Source organism: Streptomyces sp. MGP-BFMKR1, from assembly GCF_057766585.1.
The window spans coordinates 3346133-3362752 of sequence record NZ_CM173408.1 but is presented as its reverse complement, the minus strand read 5'-3'; the positions used below and the strand labels follow the sequence as shown (position 1 = coordinate 3362752).

Annotated in this window: 10 protein-coding genes; 5 read left to right on the top strand and 5 right to left on the bottom strand. The window is 73.9% G+C overall.

Features of this window, described 5'->3' with window-relative positions; translation table 11 throughout:
* Positions 1 to 282: 282 nt before the first annotated feature.
* The 3 genes from AC3CHW_RS12640 (at position 283) to AC3CHW_RS12630 (ending at position 5195) form a co-directional block, all read left to right on the top strand.
* The gene (locus AC3CHW_RS12640; protein ID WP_488470515.1) at positions 283 to 1137 is read left to right on the top strand and encodes a TIGR03619 family F420-dependent LLM class oxidoreductase; all 855 of its coding nucleotides are present in this window, start codon (positions 283 to 285) and stop codon (positions 1135 to 1137) included.
* Positions 1138 to 1260: 123 nt separating this feature from the next.
* Positions 1261 to 4188, top strand: coding sequence for a bifunctional FO biosynthesis protein CofGH (locus AC3CHW_RS12635; RefSeq protein WP_488470514.1), 2928 nt, complete (start codon positions 1261 to 1263; stop codon positions 4186 to 4188).
* 140 nt (positions 4189 to 4328) lie between these two features.
* Complete coding sequence (locus AC3CHW_RS12630; RefSeq protein ID WP_488470513.1) at positions 4329 to 5195, top strand: AraC family transcriptional regulator; 867 nt, start codon at positions 4329 to 4331, stop codon at positions 5193 to 5195.
* A 161-nt stretch (positions 5196 to 5356) separates the two neighbouring features.
* On the opposite strand, the gene AC3CHW_RS12625 is transcribed toward AC3CHW_RS12630, so the two are convergent.
* Positions 5357 to 6385 carry an endo alpha-1,4 polygalactosaminidase gene (locus AC3CHW_RS12625; protein WP_488470512.1) on the bottom strand — a complete coding sequence of 343 codons (1029 nt, stop codon included), beginning with the start codon at positions 6383 to 6385 and terminating at the stop codon, positions 5357 to 5359.
* A 439-nt stretch (positions 6386 to 6824) separates the two neighbouring features.
* On the opposite strand from AC3CHW_RS12625, the gene AC3CHW_RS12620 reads away from it, so the two are divergent.
* Positions 6825 to 7919, top strand: a complete 1095-nt coding sequence (locus AC3CHW_RS12620) for an ADP-ribosylglycohydrolase family protein (RefSeq protein ID WP_277324106.1) — start codon at positions 6825 to 6827, stop codon at positions 7917 to 7919.
* Between the two features lie 94 nt (positions 7920 to 8013).
* On the opposite strand, the gene AC3CHW_RS12615 is transcribed toward AC3CHW_RS12620, so the two are convergent.
* The 4 genes from AC3CHW_RS12615 to AC3CHW_RS12600 all read right to left on the bottom strand — a co-directional run bounded on the left by AC3CHW_RS12615 (position 8014) and on the right by AC3CHW_RS12600 (position 12791).
* Positions 8014 to 9204 (bottom strand): aminotransferase-like domain-containing protein, encoded by a 1191-nt coding sequence (locus AC3CHW_RS12615; protein WP_488470511.1) that lies wholly within the window; start codon positions 9202 to 9204, stop codon positions 8014 to 8016.
* Positions 9205 to 9871: 667 nt separating this feature from the next.
* The gene (locus tag AC3CHW_RS12610; protein ID WP_488470510.1) at positions 9872 to 10081 is read right to left on the bottom strand and encodes a DUF397 domain-containing protein; all 210 of its coding nucleotides are present in this window, start codon (positions 10079 to 10081) and stop codon (positions 9872 to 9874) included.
* Positions 10082 to 10422: 341 nt separating this feature from the next.
* A complete protein-coding gene (locus tag AC3CHW_RS12605; RefSeq protein ID WP_217196219.1) occupies positions 10423 to 11298 on the bottom strand; it encodes a helix-turn-helix domain-containing protein in 876 nt (291 codons plus the stop codon).
* Positions 11299 to 12035: 737 nt separating this feature from the next.
* Positions 12036 to 12791, bottom strand: coding sequence for a GOLPH3/VPS74 family protein (locus AC3CHW_RS12600; RefSeq protein ID WP_387591651.1), 756 nt, complete (start codon positions 12789 to 12791; stop codon positions 12036 to 12038).
* 413 nt (positions 12792 to 13204) lie between these two features.
* On the opposite strand from AC3CHW_RS12600, the gene AC3CHW_RS12595 reads away from it, so the two are divergent.
* Positions 13205 to 16369, top strand: coding sequence for a D-alanyl-D-alanine carboxypeptidase (locus AC3CHW_RS12595; protein WP_488470509.1), 3165 nt, complete (start codon positions 13205 to 13207; stop codon positions 16367 to 16369).
* The last annotated feature ends 251 nt before the right edge of the window (positions 16370 to 16620 follow it).

Sequence of the window (16620 nt, the reverse complement as noted above, 5' to 3'; positions counted from 1 at the left end):
GCCCTGCCCGATCGCAGGTCGCCGTCACCCGTCCCACTGGCCCGCGCGGCGCCGGGCTGTCAGCGCCCCGCGTGCCCGTGGCCCCACTCGCGCGACGGCGCACGAGGCAGCCGCCACCGACGGCCGAACGGCCCCCGCGCGCCTCGCGGCCGGGTGCCGAACTGCCGTGTGACAACCGTTGTACGCGTCTGTGACAGAGGCGGAAAGCCCTGTGGATAACCCGATGACGGTGAGAGAACATACGGGCAGCAAGCCCAGCCGACGCGGAGGTAACCCCCGGCCATGCGTGTCTCCATCACCAGCATGCTCACCGACGAGACCATCGGCCCGCTCCGACTGGCGCGCGAGCTGGAAGAGCGCGGGTTCGCCGGGCTCTACCTGCCCGAACACACTCACATCCCGGTGGACGCCGCCTCGCGGCTGCCCTCCGGCGAGCCCACGCCGCGCGCGTACGGCCGCACCCTCGACCCGTTCGTGGCGCTCGGTCAGGCCGCCGCCGTCACCGAGCGGCTCGGTCTCGGCACCGGCGTCGCCCTGGTCGCCCAGCACGACCCGATCGACCTCGCCAAGCAGGTCGCCACCCTCGACTTCCTCTCCGGCGGCCGGTTCACCCTGGGCCTCGGCTTCGGCTGGCACGTGGAGGAGGCCGCCAGCCACGGCGTCGGCTGGTCCACCCGGCGTGAGCTGGTACGCGACCGGATGGCCCTGATGCAGGCGCTCTGGGCGCCGGAGCCGACCGGCCACGAGGGGGAGTTCGGCTCCGTGCCGGCCAGCCACGCCCACCCCAAGCCGCCGCACGCGCCACGGGAGCGCGCCGGCGCGCCGCTGACCGGGCCGCGCACCCTGGTGGGCGGGGCGGCCGGGCCCAAGCTGTTCGCACACATCTCCGAGTACGCCGACGGCTGGCTGCCGCTCGGCGGCAAGGGCCTCACCGAGACCCTGCCGAAGCTGCGTCAGGCGTGGACGGAGGCGGGCCGCCCGGGCGAGCCCGAGGTGGTGCCGTACGGGGTGTTGCCCTCCGCCGGGAAGCTCACGCACTTCGCTGACCTGGGCATCACCGAGGTCGTGTTGCAGACGCCGACCGGCGACGGGAACACCGTGCTGCGGGCGCTCGACGACTACGCGCAGTACCTGTGACCCCACCCGCCCCACGGCCGTCCCGCACCGCGCGGGGCGGTCGCGCGCGGCGTGCCCGGACCTGTGACATAGCCCGCAGCGATCTTCGGCGCCACTGTCAGGGGCCGCTCGTATCCTCAAGGAATGACGACGAGCGCAGAGGGACAGGACCCCGAACGACAGCCGCAGCGGTCGCGGCAGGCGCGGCAGTCGCACCCGGCCACGCCCGATCACACCCCCGCTGACCAGGCCGTACCGCGGCCGGCAGCGGGCACGGCGCCCCCGGCCGACCCGCCGGCGACCCCCGAAGGGCCGCCCGCGCCGACCACTTCGGCCCCCACGGCCCCGCCGGTCGAAACCGCCTCGCCCACCCCCGCCGCCCCGGCTGCCTCGCCCACCCCCGCCGTCCCACTGCCCACCCCGCCCACCCCGGCCGTCCCCTCCGCCGCGCCCACCGCCAACGCCATGCGCCGCGCGCTGCGCCGGGCACGCGACGGCGTGGCCCTCGACGTCGGCGAGGCCGCGGTGCTGCTCCAGGCGCGCGGCGCCGACCTGGACGACCTGTGCGCGTCCGCCGCGCGGGTGCGCGACGCGGGCCTGGCCGCCGCCGGCCGGCCCGGCGTCATCACGTACTCGCGCAGCGTCTTCATCCCCCTCACCCGGCTGTGCCGGGACAAGTGCCACTACTGCACCTTCGCCACCGTGCCGGGCAAGCTGCGCCGCGCCGGCCACGGGATGTACATGTCGCCGGACGAGGTGCTCGCCATCGCCCGCCGCGGCGCCGAGATGGGCTGCAAGGAAGCGCTGATCACGCTCGGCGACAAGCCCGAGGACCGCTGGCCCGAGGCGCGCGAGTGGCTGGAGGCCGAGGGGTACGACGACACCATCTCCTACGTGCGCGCCATGGCCATCCGCGTCCTGGAGGAGACCGGGCTGCTGCCGCACCTCAACCCCGGGGTCATGACCTGGACGGACTTCCAGCGGCTCAAGCCGGTCGCCCCGTCCATGGGGATGATGCTGGAGACCACGGCCGAGCGGCTGTGGAGCGAGCCGGGCCAGCCGCACTACGGCTCGCCCGACAAGGAGCCGGCCGTGCGGCTGCGGGTCCTGGAGGACGCGGGCCGCAGTTCGGTGCCGTTCACCAGCGGGTTGCTGATCGGCATCGGCGAGACGCCCGAGGAGCGCGCGGAGTCGCTGTTCGCGCTGCGCCGCGTCGCCCGCGCCTACCACGGCATCCAGGAACTCATCATCCAGAACTTCCGCGCCAAGCCCGACACGGCGATGCGCACCGCGCCGGACGCGGAGCTGGACGACCTGGTCGCCACCGTCGCCGTCGCCCGGCACATCCTCGGCCCGTCCGTGAACCTCCAGGCCCCGCCCAACCTGGTGGACGGCGACGTCACACAGCCGGCGGCCGGTGGCGCGTACGCGCGGCTGATCGGCGCGGGCATCGACGACTGGGGCGGCGTCTCGCCGCTCACGCCCGACCACGTCAACCCCGAGCGCCCCTGGCCGCAGATCGACGCGCTCGCCGAGCACAGCGCCGCCGCCGGCTTCGAGCTGCGCGAACGGCTCGCGGTGTACCCGGAGTTCGTCCAGCGCGGCGAGCCCTGGCTCGACCCCCGGCTGCTCCCGCACGTCGGCGCGCTCGCCGACCCCGAGACCGGCCTGGCCCGCGCCGAGGCCCTGCCCACCGGGCTGCCGTGGCAGGAGCCCGACGAGGGCTTCGCGCTGCCCACCACCGGCACGGGCCGCACCGAACTGCACCGCACCATCGACACCGAGGGCCGTACGGGCGACCGGCGCGCCGACTTCGACCACGTCTACGGCGACTGGGACGCGCTGCGCGAGGCGGCGGCGCCCGGCATGGTGCCCTCGCGGATCGACGGCGACGTGCGGGCGGCGCTGGCCGTGGCCGCCGACGACCCGACCCGGCTCACCGACGACGAGGCGCTGACGCTGCTGCACGCGGACGGGGACGCGCTGGACGCGCTGTGCCGGGTGGCGGACGACCTGCGCCGCTCGGTGGTCGGCGACGACGTCACGTACATCGTCACGCGCAACATCAACTTCACCAACGTCTGCTACACCGGCTGCCGCTTCTGCGCCTTCGCCCAGCGCCGCACGGACGCCGACGCCTACACCCTCTCCCTGTCCCAGGTCGCCGACCGCGCCGAGCAGGCGTGGGAGGTGGGCGCGGTGGAGGTCTGCATGCAGGGCGGCATCCACCCGGACCTGCCGGGCACCGCCTACTTCGACATCGCCCGGGCGGTCAAGGAGCGCGTGCCGGGCATGCACGTGCACGCGTTCTCGCCGATGGAGGTCGTCAACGGCGCCTCGCGCACCGGCCTGTCCATCCGCGAGTGGCTGACCGCCGCGCGCGAGGCGGGGCTCGACTCCATCCCGGGCACGGCGGCCGAGATCCTCGACGACGAGGTGCGCTGGGTGCTCACCAAGGGCAAGCTGCCCACGGCCACCTGGGTCGAGGTCGTCTCCACCGCGCACGAGCTGGGCATGCGCTCCTCGTCCACGATGATGTACGGGCACGTGGACCAGCCCCGGCACTGGCTCGGCCACTTCCGCACGCTCGCCGGCATGCAGCGGGCCGCCCTGGAGAAGGGCGTCGATGGCTTCACGGAGTTCGTGACCCTGCCCTTCATCCACACCAACGCCCCGGTCTACCTGGCCGGCATCGCCCGCCCCGGCCCCACCACCCGCGACAACCGGGCGGTCACGGCGATGGCCCGGCTGCTGCTGCACCCGTACATCCCCAACATCCAGACGAGCTGGGTCAAGCTGGGCACCGAGGGAGCGGCCGAGATGTTGCGCTCGGGCGCCAACGACCTGGGGGGCACGCTGATGGAGGAGACCATCTCCCGGATGGCGGGCTCGGGTTACGGCTCGTACCGCTCCATCCAGGACCTGGTCGCCATAGCGGAGGCGGCGGGCCGCCCGGCGCGGCCCAGGACGACGACGTACGGCCAGGTCCCGGCGGAGCGGCAGGCCGCGGCGCTGGCGTCGGACGGCCACCTGCCGGAGCTGCTGCCGGTGCTGGGGGACGGCGCGGTGTGAACCTCCCGACGGACCAGTCGGGCCAGGCGGACCGGACGGCCCCGACGGACCCGGCGAGCCCGACCGAACCGGGCACGGGAAGTCGGGTCCGTGGGGGTGCGGCCTTCCTAGCGTGGTGGGCGTAAGGGAAGGAGACCGAGGTGCTGGACCGGCTGAACCAGGCCCTGGAACACATCGAGGCGCACCTCGACCAGCGGATCGAGATGGCCGACCTGGCGCGGATCGCGGTGACGTCGGAGTACCACTTCCGGCGGCTGTTCTCCGCGCTGGCCGGGATGCCGCTGTCGGAGTACGTCCGGCGCAGGCGGCTGACCGTCGCGGGCGCCGAGGTGCTCGCCGGCGAGCGGACACTCCTGGAGGTCGCGGTGCGCTACGGCTACGGCTCGGGGGAGGCGTTCGCGCGGGCCTTCCGGGCCGTGCACGGCGTGGGCCCGGGGGAGGCGCGGCGCGATGGCGCGCCGCTGTGTTCGCAGCCTCGGATCTCCTTCCGGCTCACCGTCGAAGGGAGTAGCAGCATGCGATACCGAGTGGTGGAGAAGGCGCGGTTCCACGTCGTGGGCAGGAAGGCCCGGGTGCCGCTCGTCCACGAGGGCGTGAACCCGGCGATCGCGGAGTTCATCCGCGGCATCGACCAGGAGACGCTGGGGCGTATCACCGCCCTGTCCGACCAGGAGCCGCGCGGCGTGGTCGGGGTCAGCCACAACCTCGACCCGAGCCGGGCCGAGGGGACGGAACTGGACTACTACCACGCCGCCGTGACCGGGGCCGACGCCCCCGCTGACCTGGACGTGTTGGAGGTGCCGGCCGGCACCTGGGCCGTGTTCGACAGCGAGGGCCCGTTCCCGCTGACGCTCCAGCACCTGTGGCGGGACGTGTTCACCCAGTGGTTCCCGTCCAACCCGTACCAGAGCAGGCCGGGGCCCGAGATCCTGCGGACCCACCTGTCGGAGGACGGGACGCGGGCCGAGGCGGAGCTGTGGATTCCGGTGGAGCGCGTCCGGAGTTGACCGGGCGGGGGCGGTGGCGCGAGTGCAGGTGTGGGTGCGAGTAGGGGGTGTGGGCGGGCGGGTGTTGACCAGCCCGCTCACCCGCCAGCCCGCCGACCCGCCAGCCCGCCATCCCGCTCACCCGCCACCCCGCCGACCCGCCACCCCGCCAACCCGTCGGCTCAGGACCGACAGGGCACGCGGTGGGCGCCGGTGGGGGGCTCGTCCTTGATGAGGCCGTCGAAGCCGCGGGAGCGGTGCTGGCGGCAGGCCGGGCCGGCCCGCACCGAGCCCGCGTAGTCCACGGCGAAGACGGCCTTGCCCTCCTTGATGAACGGCGACAGCTCGTCGCACTCGTCGAACTGCGCGCACTCCTCGGGTAGCGCCCAGTCGAAGGCGTCGACCAGCCGGGCGGCCGAGCCCGGCTGGTCGTGGCCGTTCTTCAGGCCCACGGACAGGCCACGCCGGTGGGCCTGTTCGGCGACCTCGCGGTACCAGGAGAGCTGGTCCTCCAGCGTGATCGGGAACCCGGGGTCGTTGTCGACCGGATTGTTCTGGTCGGGCTCCACGCCGTCGCACCCCATCCGCCGGGCGAGGTCGAACCGGGCCCAGACGGCGTCGGCGAACAGGTGCCGCCGCGACCGCCGGATGTCCAGCCACCGCTCGCCCTCCCACCCGGTGTCCCAGCCGATCACGGAACCCGAGGCGGGCTGCCGCGGCCGGTTCGGCGGCCCGCCCTCGGCGGCGGCGCGGTGGCCGGGGAAACGGTGGGCGTCGGGCCGGTAGTCCTCGTACGCGCCGGTGTCGACGTAGCAGATGACGATCGGGCGCGGCGTGCGGGCGTGCAGGGTGGCGATCTTCCCGGCGAGCGCGCCGGCCGGTACGGGGATGACCTCGCCGCCCGGGTAGCGCAGTTCGGACCCGGCGGGCGCGAGGTCGAACAGGTCGAGGTCGTACATCTGCCGGGGCGCCGACAGGTCGTACGGCTCGCTGATCTGCCAGTCCCAGTCGGCCGCGGCGCCCGGCCGGGGGCGCCACCAGTCGCCGGCGGCGGGCTCACGGGTCGCCCCGCCGGTGGGCTCGCGCGCCTCCGCGGACGGCTCGGTCCTGTCGTGCGCCCCCTGTGATCGCTGCGCGCGCCCGCTCTCACCGCAACCCGCCAGTACGGACGCGACCAACACCAGCGCGACCGCCAACCCGCCCACCCTCATGGACTCCCCCTGCCCGTGCGTTCCCCCGGTGCGCGACGTTCCCGGCCGCGCGCCGCACGGGGCGATGCTAGGTGGCCCGGCGTGGTGCGACGGGCCGCGCTGCTCGCCTCTCGGACAGGTGCCCGAATGGCCGGACGCGCCCCGGTACGGGCCGGCGCGGCGCGGCGCGGGGCCGCGCACCGTCCGGGGGGCGCTCGGCGGGCGGGTGGTTCGATGTGGGCGAAGGCGGGCCGCGGCGGTCGGTTCGGCGGCTACGGCGAGGGGGTGTGGTGCTCCGCGCGGGGCGTCGCGATGATGTGGTTCACATTCGGCGACGGGCCGGAAGCGATCATTCATGGTCCATTACAGTGCTGAACCAGTTTGGGTGCTGCGCGAAGAGCCATAGAAACGAACTGAAAGGGGCGAGGTCGTGACCGCATCTGCCCGTGCGGCGTCCGCGATGTGGGGCCGCGCCGAGCAGCAGGACTTCCGTAGTCGGGTCCGCGGTTGTCTGCTCGGCGGCGCGATCGGCGATGCCCTGGGCGCCGGCATCGAGTTCGACTCGCTGGCCGCCATCCGCGAGGCGCACGGGCCCGACGGCGTCACGGACTTCGTCCCGGCCTACGGGCGGCGGGGCAGCGTCACCGACGACACCCAGATGACGCTGTTCACCGTGGACGGGTTGATCCGCGCCCAGGTCAGACGCGACACCGGCGCCTGGCACCCACCCACCGACGTGTACGCGGCCCACCGCCGCTGGTACGCCACACAGCACGACTGGGGACCCGACGAGCGCAACCACAACGACGGCTGGCTCGCCCGCGAGGAGTGGCTGTACGCGCAGCGCGCCCCCGGCCGGGCCTGCCTGTCCGGCCTGGCCGACGGCCCGATGGGCACCCTGGACGCGCCGAAGAACCCCGACTCCAAGGGGTGCGGCGCGGTGATGCGCTCCGCGCCGTTCGGGCTGCTCGTCGGCTGGGAGCCGCAACTCGTCTTCCAACTGGCCATCGAGTGCGCCGCGCAGAGCCACGGCCACCCGACCGGCTACCTCTCGGCGGGCGCGTTCGCCCTCATCGTGCACGGCCTCGCGCGCGGCGAGGCGCTGGACGGCGCCGTACAGCGCTCGCTCGCCATGCTCGCCACCCGGCCCGGTCACGAGGAGACCTCCGACGCGCTCAAGCACGCGCTCGGCGCCGTACGTCAGGGGTTGCCGACGGCCGAGCGGGTCGAGTCGTTGGGGGAGGGGTGGACGGCCGAGGAGGCGCTGGCGATGGGCGTGTACTGCGCGCTGGTCGCCGAGGACATCCGGCACGGCCTGCTGCTCGCGGTCAACCACGGCGGCGACAGCGACTCCACCGGCTCCATCTGCGGCAACCTGCTCGGCGCCCTGCACGGCGAGACGGCCCTGCCGCCCGGCTGGCTGGCCGAGTTGGAGGGTCGCGGCACGATCCTGGAACTGGCCGACGACTTCGCCATGGAGATGACCCAGGGCCCCGCCCTGCACACCCCGGCCAAGTCGTCCCCCGCCTGGCTGGCCCGCTACCCACGGGGTTGAGCGGCGCGCGAGCCCCGTGGGTGAGGGCGCGCGAGCCCAGTGGATGGGGGGCGGGCGAGCCCCCTGTGACGGGGAGGCGCCGCGCGCGAGCGCGCTACCGCAGGCCCTTGGCCAGGCGCTTCAGGCCGTCGGCTATCTCGTCCGGGGTGTGCGTCACGAACGAGAGCCGCAGCGTGGTCGGGTCGGGCTCGCCCGGGTAGAACGGGGCGCCCGGCACGTACGCCACGTCGTGCGCGACCACCTCGCGCAGCGCCTCGGTGGCGTTCCAACCGGCGGGCAGTGAGGCCCAGACGAACATGCCGCCCTGCGGCCGGTTCCACCGCGAGCCGGCGGGGAGCGCCTCCGGCAGCCCGGCGATCAGCGCGTCCCGACGCTCGCGGTAGGCGCCGCGGACCCGGGCGAGGTGCGCGTCGAGGTCGTTGTCGGCGAGGTAGCGGGCGGCGGCGAGTTGGTTGACGGTCGGCGTGTGCAGGTCGGCCGCCTGCTTGGCCACGTTGCAGGCGCGCAGCAGCGGCGCCGGCGCGCGCAGCAGGCCAAGGCGCAACCCGGGTGCCATGATCTTGGAGTAGCTGCTGATCAGCGCCGTGCGGTCGGTGGCGCCCGCGTCCTGCGCGAAGGCGGCGATCCACGGCACCGGCTCGCCCTCGAAGCGCAGTTCGCCGTACGGGTCGTCCTCGACCACCCACAGCCCGCGCCGCGCCGCGACCTCGGCGATGGCCCGGCGCCGGGCGGCACTCAGGGTGCGGCCGGTGGGGTTCTGGAAGGTGGGCACGGTGTAGAGCAGCTTCGGCCGCTCCCGTACGACGGCCGCCTCCACGGCCGCCGGGTCCAGGCCCTCCTCGTCCCCAGGGACCGCGACGACCCGCGCCCCGGCGAGCCCGAAGCACTGGAGCGCCGCGAGGTAGCACGGCTCCTCCACCAGGACCACGTCGCCGGGGTCGAGCAGGGCGCTGGCGACCAGCGTCAGGGCCTGTTGCGAGCCGGTGGTGATCAACAGGTCGGCGGGGTCGGTCGGCAGGCCGCGCGCCGTCAGCCGCCCGGCAGCCGCCGCGCGCAGTCCGGGGTCGCCCTCGGTGGTGGAGTACTGCAGCGCGCGCCGCGGCTCCTCGTCGAGTACGCGACGGAAGGCGGCGGCGATGCCGTCGGTGTCGAAGAGTTCCGGCGCGGGCAGGCCACCCGCGAACGAGATGACCTCCGGCCGGGCGGTGAGTCGCAGGATCTCCCGCACCGGCGAACCGGCGACCGTGCCGACCCGGGCGGCGAGGCTGGGGGTGTTGGCGCGCATCGACTGCTCCTTGTCTCCCGGGTGCAGTCTACGGAGTAGATGGCCAGGTCAACCATCTGCGTGCACGCCCGTGCGCATATCGGTGCGCACGCCCATGTGCGCATATGGGCTGGTATCTGGGTGCATGGCTGCCGGTTGTCGGCAGCGGTGTGCGGCGGTGGAACTCGGCAGCGGGGCTCGGCAGTGGTGGCGCGGCGGTGCCGTTCGGTGCCGGCTTCGGTGGCGCGGGGCGGGGAGGCGGCGCGGCAGCGGGCGACGCGGGGGGCGAACGGCTGCCGGGGAGAGGCGATGTGGGGTCGCCCCTCCCGGCGGTGACGGGTGGCAGGGGGTGGTGGACGGCGGCGAGCCCCCTCGGCAGGGACGGCGACCGGTCGAGAGGGCTCGTGTCGACGGCGCGTCAGCGAGTGCGACGCGTCGCCGCCGTACAGAAGAACTCCGAGGTCACAGGCGCGGATCTCGGATGGTGCGGCTGGTGCGACGATCCCCCGCGGCGAGCTGCGGCTCACACGGTCTCGTAGCGGCTCGTGGGGATCGTGGTGGAGCCGAACCGGTCAGGAGAGCTGTGGAACGGACCGGGACGGTTCCTGGCGTGGTCAGCGCACTGACCGCTCGACGCGGCCGGGTGGGCGCTGCCGGGAACTGCTCTGTGGCGCGGGCGGCCGGTGGATCAAGCGCCCTTGAAAGCGCCGTGGTTGACGCCCGCGATAAAGCTGTTCCACGACTCCGGGGAGAACGCCAGGGAGGGGCCGCTCGGGTCCTTGGAGTCGCGCACCGCGATAATCTCGGTGGCCGGGGACGCCACTTCCACGCACGCGCCGTTGCCTCCGGAGTGCGTGGACTTCTGCCAGGCGTGGGTTTCCCCGCGTCGAATAGCCATGTTTACTCCGATGTGTTTGCCGGATGGTTCTCGCCACCATTCGGGCGACGCGCTCGACGCTACTCGCCTCCCCTGCCAGGGGAATGGGGCGTTCACTCGACCGGATGGCACATTCCCTGGCGCCCTTCCACGCGTGGGGCGCGACGGTGTAGCCTCCCTCCCCGCGTCGGAGCGCCGGAGGCGTGAAGGCTCAACGTGACCCGCGTAGAACGGAGTTCGGCCCGCGCTTGGGCCGCGAGCGGCGGCGGACCCGCGTGTGGGTCGCCGGGCGGGGCCGGTTGGCGGGCCGACGGGGAATGCCGTATCCAACGCGTACCGAAAAGGACGTCGGGCGCGGCGGTCTACTTCCCGGATTCGTGGTTTCGCGCGTGCTCCTGGGCGACCTTCGCGATGAACTCGCGGGTCTGGTCCACATTGAGCGCCTGGGCCCGCAGGTGCTCGTACATCATGCTGTAGCTCTGCACGTCGGAAAGCTTCTCCAGATACAGGTCGCTGGTGACGCCCTCCAGGTAGACCACGCTGGTGTCGGACTCGTCGGAGAATTCCAGAATGGAGAACTGGCCGCTCATGCCCGGGTGCGAGCCCAGGTCGAACGGCAGCGCCTGCACGGTCACGTGCGGCTCGTGGCTCATGCGAATCAGGTACTCCAACTGTTCCGCCATGACGCGCGAGTTGCCCACCAGGCGGCGCAGCGCCGACTCGTCCACCACCGCCCACAGGCGCAGCGGGCTGAGCGGGTCGGTGATCCGCTCCTGCCGGCGCATGCGTACCTGGACCCGCTGCGCGAGTTGCTCCGCCGTGCCCTCCGGAATCGCCCCGCCGATGACCGCCTCGGCGTACTGCGGGGTCTGGAGCAGCCCCGGAACCACCTGGGACTCGAAGACGCGCAGCGAGGCCGCGTCGTTCTCGAAGCCGATGTAGACGCTGTACGGGACGTCGCCGAACGCGTTCCACCAGCCCTGCTGACGCGAGTCCTTGGCCATTTGCATCAGCGACTCGACCAGGCGCTTGTCCTCGACCCGGTACGTGCGGCACAGGTCGCGCACGTCGCGCTGGCTGATGCTGCGGCGGCCGTTCTCCAGTCGGCTGATCTTCGACTGGGAGACCATCAGCTCCTCGGCCACCTCCTCCGCCGTCATGCCCTTCTCCTGGCGGAGCCTGCGCAGTTCCTGGCCCAACCGGCGTCGCCTGACCGTGGGGCCCACACTGGATGTCACGGGAAGTGCACCTCCGGGTTCACTCTGCTGCCCGTTGCTGGGACCGTCTCCGTACGTGCGGAGACCACTGCCGTTCAGCAGCCTGCCATCACTGATCGGGGCGGCGCTGGAAAATGCACACAGAGGGTCTTGATGCGGCCACGTTCGGCGATGCGCGGGCGGTCCGCCGGCGCGCGGGCGGGCGCGCGGGGCGGCGGAACGGCCGTACGTCACGGTGACCGTCCCCCCACCCCGCGCGCTTTCAGCGGCTCCCGAACCGGTCAGTGGACCGCGGCGGGGTGCGCCCCGGCGAAGCGTGCTCGGCATGCCGCCCGGGCGGTGCTGGTGTGGTGCCGGTGGTGCCAGAGGCACCCAAGTGCCGTGCGGTGCCGGGACGACGCCGGTGGCGTCGCCCGTACCGCGCGGCACGGGTGGAGATGTCGTGCAGATGGTGCGAGCGGTGCCGAGCGTCTGCTCGGCACCGCGGGTCGTACGGCCCTGCGCGAAGCACCGCTCGGAAGCGGTGCTCGTGGTGCTCTGGTTGTTCGTGGTGCTGGCTGAATGTTGCTGGTGGTGCCTGATGTTGCTGGTGGTGCTGGGCTGGGCCCATGGTGCGTGGCGTCATGCCGGCCGAGGGGACGCCGTGGGGCGGTGGGTCGGCCGGCAGCGCGTCGGCTGGCGATGTGCCGGCCGGGCAGCGTCCTGCGCGGCAGCACATCGATGAAACGGTTTTTCCTCGCGCGTGACGCCGGACCTCGTCAGCGAGCGCCGACGCGGGCCATGTTCCCGCTGGCGGACGCCGACTGCGCCGGAACGCCCGTCGCGGCCTCCGCCGTCGGCCGGGCCCCGGCGACCTGCCGGCCAGTGGCCGGTGCTCGCCTTGGCTGAGCGGCGACGCCGTTCTGTACGTCCATCACGGCGTGCGCCACGAGCCCGCCCATCGGGTCGTGCCTGATCAGGTCCCGGAGCCGGGAGCGCGATGAACGCCCCTCGTTCCCCGGGTAGAGGTGCTTGCCGAGCCCGACCGCGTGGGCCAGGGCGGCAAGCGCCGCGGTCCGCGGGTCCGGCGGTACGCCGGTGCGGATCGCGTTATCGAGTCGGGCCCTGATCTCCCGGCTGATCGCCGTCTCCGTCGCTTGGTAGCGCGTCGTCGGCAGCACCCCACACATCTGACCCGCCACGGCATGCACCATGCCGCACCGCTCCAGGTGCGTGAGATACGTCTGGCGCAGCCCCAGTCGGGGCCCGCCGATCCAGTGGACGGCGCGCACCGGACTGCCGCGTCGGCGCAGCAGTTCGAGCGCGGAGTCCAACGTCGGATCTCCGGTCGGCCGTGGTAGCACCACGGCTATACGATCCCCATCTGGGGCTATCCGTCCTGCCAGAGCCAGCTCTACTAGCTGGGCCCCGGCAAGGCCGAGGTCAAGCGACTGCGGCTGCGCTGTGGTGCCCGTGGCCGGGTCCAAAGCGAGCAGCAGAAGCTCCTCCGGAATTGTTCTGCGGCTCCTGCCCATCCATGCCTCCCCGCGTGGATGAATGACAGGGTGACCCCTCTCACATTGGTCTGTCGAGAGCGCGTGGGCACTTCGAGCGGGAACCGGTAGGTATGTCGTTCTCGTCTAGCAGGTGGGCGACGCCCCTTGGCGGAGCGGCCGTGCTGGCGCGCCGCGGCGACACAGGACACTGGACAGACGGTTGGGCGGCGGGGCGCGGTGCCACGGGCAGTGGTGCGTCCCGCGCAACGTATTTCGAGGAGGCATCGGTGGCGGGCGAGTCCCCCGACAGGTCAGAGCAGCGAAAGTCATCGGGGGAGACCATCAGGGGCGAACGTGACCCGCGGCTCACCGACCGGCGCGAAGCGGAGGAGACTCCGGGCTCCGCTCCGGCGCGCGAGGGCGCCGCACGGACGGCCGCCAGGGCGCCGGGCGTGAACGGCCGCGCGGAGGCGCCTGGCGGGGCCTCCACGCCCTCCTCGGGCGCCTCGGAGCGCTCGGGTGGGCCCGAGCGTCGGTCCGGCGGCGACGGCGCCGAGCGCGGCGCCTCCGGCGTTCCGGCGCGCCGCGGCGGCGCGACCGGGGCCCGGGCGGACGCGGAACCGGAATCCGATCAGCGCGAGCCCGCGGGCCGCGAGCGGTCCGGCGACCAGGCGACGGCCGTCTTCACAGCGATACGTCGCACCCCCGGCCAGGCGTCGGGCGAACCCGACACGTCGAGCGACCCGCGCGGGAACACGGGCAGGGCCAAGGCCGGGGCCGCCGGCTCCGGCGGCCCGGCCAACGTTCGCGACAGCGAATCGGACGCGGCGGACGAGGGCGCCGACGGCGCGCGGGACGAGGCGGGCGACGACGGCACGGCGGGCTCGGGCTCGGCCGCCGACGGTGAGGACCGGGTGACCACCGTGCTGCGCACCGGCCCGCTGCCGACGCGGCCCGGCGCCGACCGGTCCGCGACGGACGCGGCGCCCGCCGGCGACGGCGCCACGGACGCGGACGCCGATGTGGACGGAGAAGGGGACGAGGGGTCGGACGGCGGTTCCGCCGCCGCTTCCGTTTCCAGCACCTCCGACTCCGCGTCGGCCGCTTCCTCGGCGTCGGATGCTCAGGCGGACGACGCCGACGCGTCGGCATCCTCCGGTGCGGGCGACGAGCCGGCCGCGCCGGTCGGCGACGCTCGGCTGCGGGCCGCCGTCGCCGCCTGGGTGGCCAAGGCGGGTCCCGACGACCGGGAGGAAGCGCCAGGTGACGGCCGGTCCGACGGCGGCACCCGTACCGACTCCGCCGCCTCCGCAGGTGGGGCCGGCACCGCCGAGCGCGGCAAGGGCAAGGGCGGCGACAAGGGCAAGGGCGGCGCGTCGGCGACCCCGGCCGGGGCGGGAGCCGCCGCGAGCGGCTCGGCGGCCGACGCGTCGTCCTCCGCGTCCGACGACGATTCCGTATCGGGTTCCGCATCCGGCTCCGGCGGCGTCCCCGGGACGCCCGCCGACCGTGCCACGGCCGTGTTCGGCGCGGTGCACGGCGCCGCGGCGGCCCGCGCGGCCCGCGACGGCGCGAGCGACGGCGGCACCGGGACCAAGCCCAGCGACGGCAAGGGCGGCGGCGGCAAGGGCAGCGGGACCACGGCCAGCGACAGCGAGGCCGCTGGCGGCACGAGCGACGGCGGCAAGAACGGCAAGGACGGCAAGGACGGCAGCGCCAAGGCCAACGGGTCCGACGGGGCTGACGGGACCGGCCGTACCGATGCCACCGGCCGGGCCGCCGCTTCGGTGGACACCCCCACCTCCGTATTCGGCACCCTCCGCCCCAGGGAAGCCGGCGACGGGCCGGCCGGCGAGCGCGCCGGCGCCCGCCCCGGCAAGGCCGAGAGCAAGGGCGAGGACAAGGCCAAGGGCAAGGACAAGGCCGAGGGCAAGAACGACGCCGCGGACGAGGCCAAGGCCAAGGGCGCGGACAAGGCCAAGGGGGTGGGCCCGGCGGGTGACGCCGTCGACCGTCCGACGACCGCGTTCAAGGCGCTGCGCCCCTCCGATCTGCCGCGCGACGCCGGCGCCACGGCGGGCGGCAAGGGCAAGGGCGCGGGACGAGGCCAGGAGCCGGCGAGTGCCGAGCGGACCAGCCAGTTCGTGCCGCTGAAGTCCGCCGACGAGCGGCCGGCGAAGCCGGCGGCCGGCGCGCGGCCCGCCGCCGCGGCCGGCGCGGGGGCCCCGCCCGTGACCGAGCGCACGGCGCAGCAGCCCGTGCTGGACCTGCCGGCCGGCGCGGCCACCGGCGCCACGGCGACCGGTGAGTCCGAGCGGCCCGCCGGTCCGCCGGCGCCGCTCGACCTGTTGGCGCAGCTCACCAACACGCCGCCGCCCAAGCCGACGCTGACCCGGACCATCGTGCGCCGGGTGAAGATCTGGACGCCGGTGGTGCTGGTCCTCGCGATCCTCTTCGGGGTCGCGCAGTCGCTGCGCCCGCTGCCGACGCCCGAGCTGAAGCTCACCGCGAACAGTTCCTTCTCCTTCGACGGCGCCAAGCCGACGATGCCGTGGCCCAGCAAGGGGCAGGCCGTCGTGGACGTCGAGGGGCTCGGCAGCCTGGGCGCGTACGGGGAGCAGAAGCCCGCTCCGATAGCGAGCGTGGCGAAGGTGATGACCGCGTACGTGATCATGCGGGATCACCCGATGAAGGCGGGCACCGACGGGCCCAAGATCAAGATCGACGCTAAGGCGGCGGCCGACGCCGGGAAGGACGCGGACGGCGAGTCCGTCGTCAAGGTGGACGAGGGTGCGCAGATCACCCAGCGGGAGGCGATCGAGAGCATCATGATCGCTTCCGCGAACAACATCGCGCGGCTCCTCGCCCGCTGGGACGCCGGGTCGGAGGCCGCGTTCGTCACGAAGATGAACGAGGCCGCCAAGGACCTGGGGATGAAGAACACCACGTACACCGACCCCAGCGGTCTGAACGCGACCACCGTCAGCACCGCCGTCGACCAGGTGAAGCTGGCCAAGAAGGCGATGGACGACCCGGTCTTCCGGGAGGTCGTCAAGATGCCGAACTACGAGGACAGCCGCGGCGACGTGCACGGCAACTGGAACCACCTGGTGCCGTTCAACGGCGTGGTGGGCATCAAGACCGGCACCACCACGAAGGCCGGCGGCAACCTGGTCTTCGCGGCCGAGAAGAAGATCGGCGGCACCACGCAGCTGATCATCGGCGCGGTGCTCTCGCAGCCGCCGGCCGAGCGCGACAACTCGATCCTGACCGGCGCCCTGGACGCCAGCAAGAAGCTGATCCTCAAGGCGCAGGACACCCTTCAGGCGCACAAGGTGGTCAAGAAGGGCGACGTGGTCGGCGAGGTGGACGACGGTCTCGGCGGCAAGACGCCGGTCGTCGCGGTCAAGGACGTGACCGCGGTGGGCTGGCCCGGCCTGACGGTGAACCTGGACCTGACGGACGGCGGCAAGAAGCTGCCGCACACGCAGGACGCGGGCACCGAGATCGGCACCCTCACCGTTGGTCAGGGCCCGGGACAGGTGAAGGTCCCGGTCGCGCTGGGCGAGGACCTCGCCGAGCCGTCGTTCGGTACGAAGCTGCTCCGCGTCACCTGACCGGCCCGTTCTGACCCGCCACCTGTGGGGGTCGGCACCCAGGCCGCGCGGCGCCCCGGCCACGCCGCCCGCCCCCGGCGGGCGGCGTGGCCGTCTCCGGCCGGGCCGCCCGCCGGGCACGGCCACGCGTCGTAGGCCCGCGCCGGCGCGCGACGCCCGGAACGTGCCCGCCCGGTGCGCGTCCCGTGCGCGCGTCGTGCGCGGCTCGTGACCGCCCCGCGTGCGGGGGCGCCCGGGCGCGGTGACCTTAC

Bases quoted from the DNA above. Each gene is read 5' to 3' on its own strand.
- AC3CHW_RS12640 (WP_488470515.1), top strand. From the start codon at position 283: ATGCGTGTCTCCATCACCAGCATGCTCACCGACGAGACCATCGGCCCG.
- AC3CHW_RS12615 (WP_488470511.1), bottom strand. From the start codon at position 9,204: ATGCGCGCCAACACCCCCAGCCTCGCCGCCCGGGTCGGCACGGTCGCC.
- AC3CHW_RS12625 (WP_488470512.1), bottom strand. From the start codon at position 6,385: ATGAGGGTGGGCGGGTTGGCGGTCGCGCTGGTGTTGGTCGCGTCCGTA.
- AC3CHW_RS12600 (WP_387591651.1), bottom strand. From the start codon at position 12,791: ATGGGCAGGAGCCGCAGAACAATTCCGGAGGAGCTTCTGCTGCTCGCT.
- AC3CHW_RS12610 (WP_488470510.1), bottom strand. From the start codon at position 10,081: ATGGCTATTCGACGCGGGGAAACCCACGCCTGGCAGAAGTCCACGCAC.
- AC3CHW_RS12635 (WP_488470514.1), top strand. From the start codon at position 1,261: ATGACGACGAGCGCAGAGGGACAGGACCCCGAACGACAGCCGCAGCGG.
- AC3CHW_RS12620 (WP_277324106.1), top strand. From the start codon at position 6,825: ATGTGGGGCCGCGCCGAGCAGCAGGACTTCCGTAGTCGGGTCCGCGGT.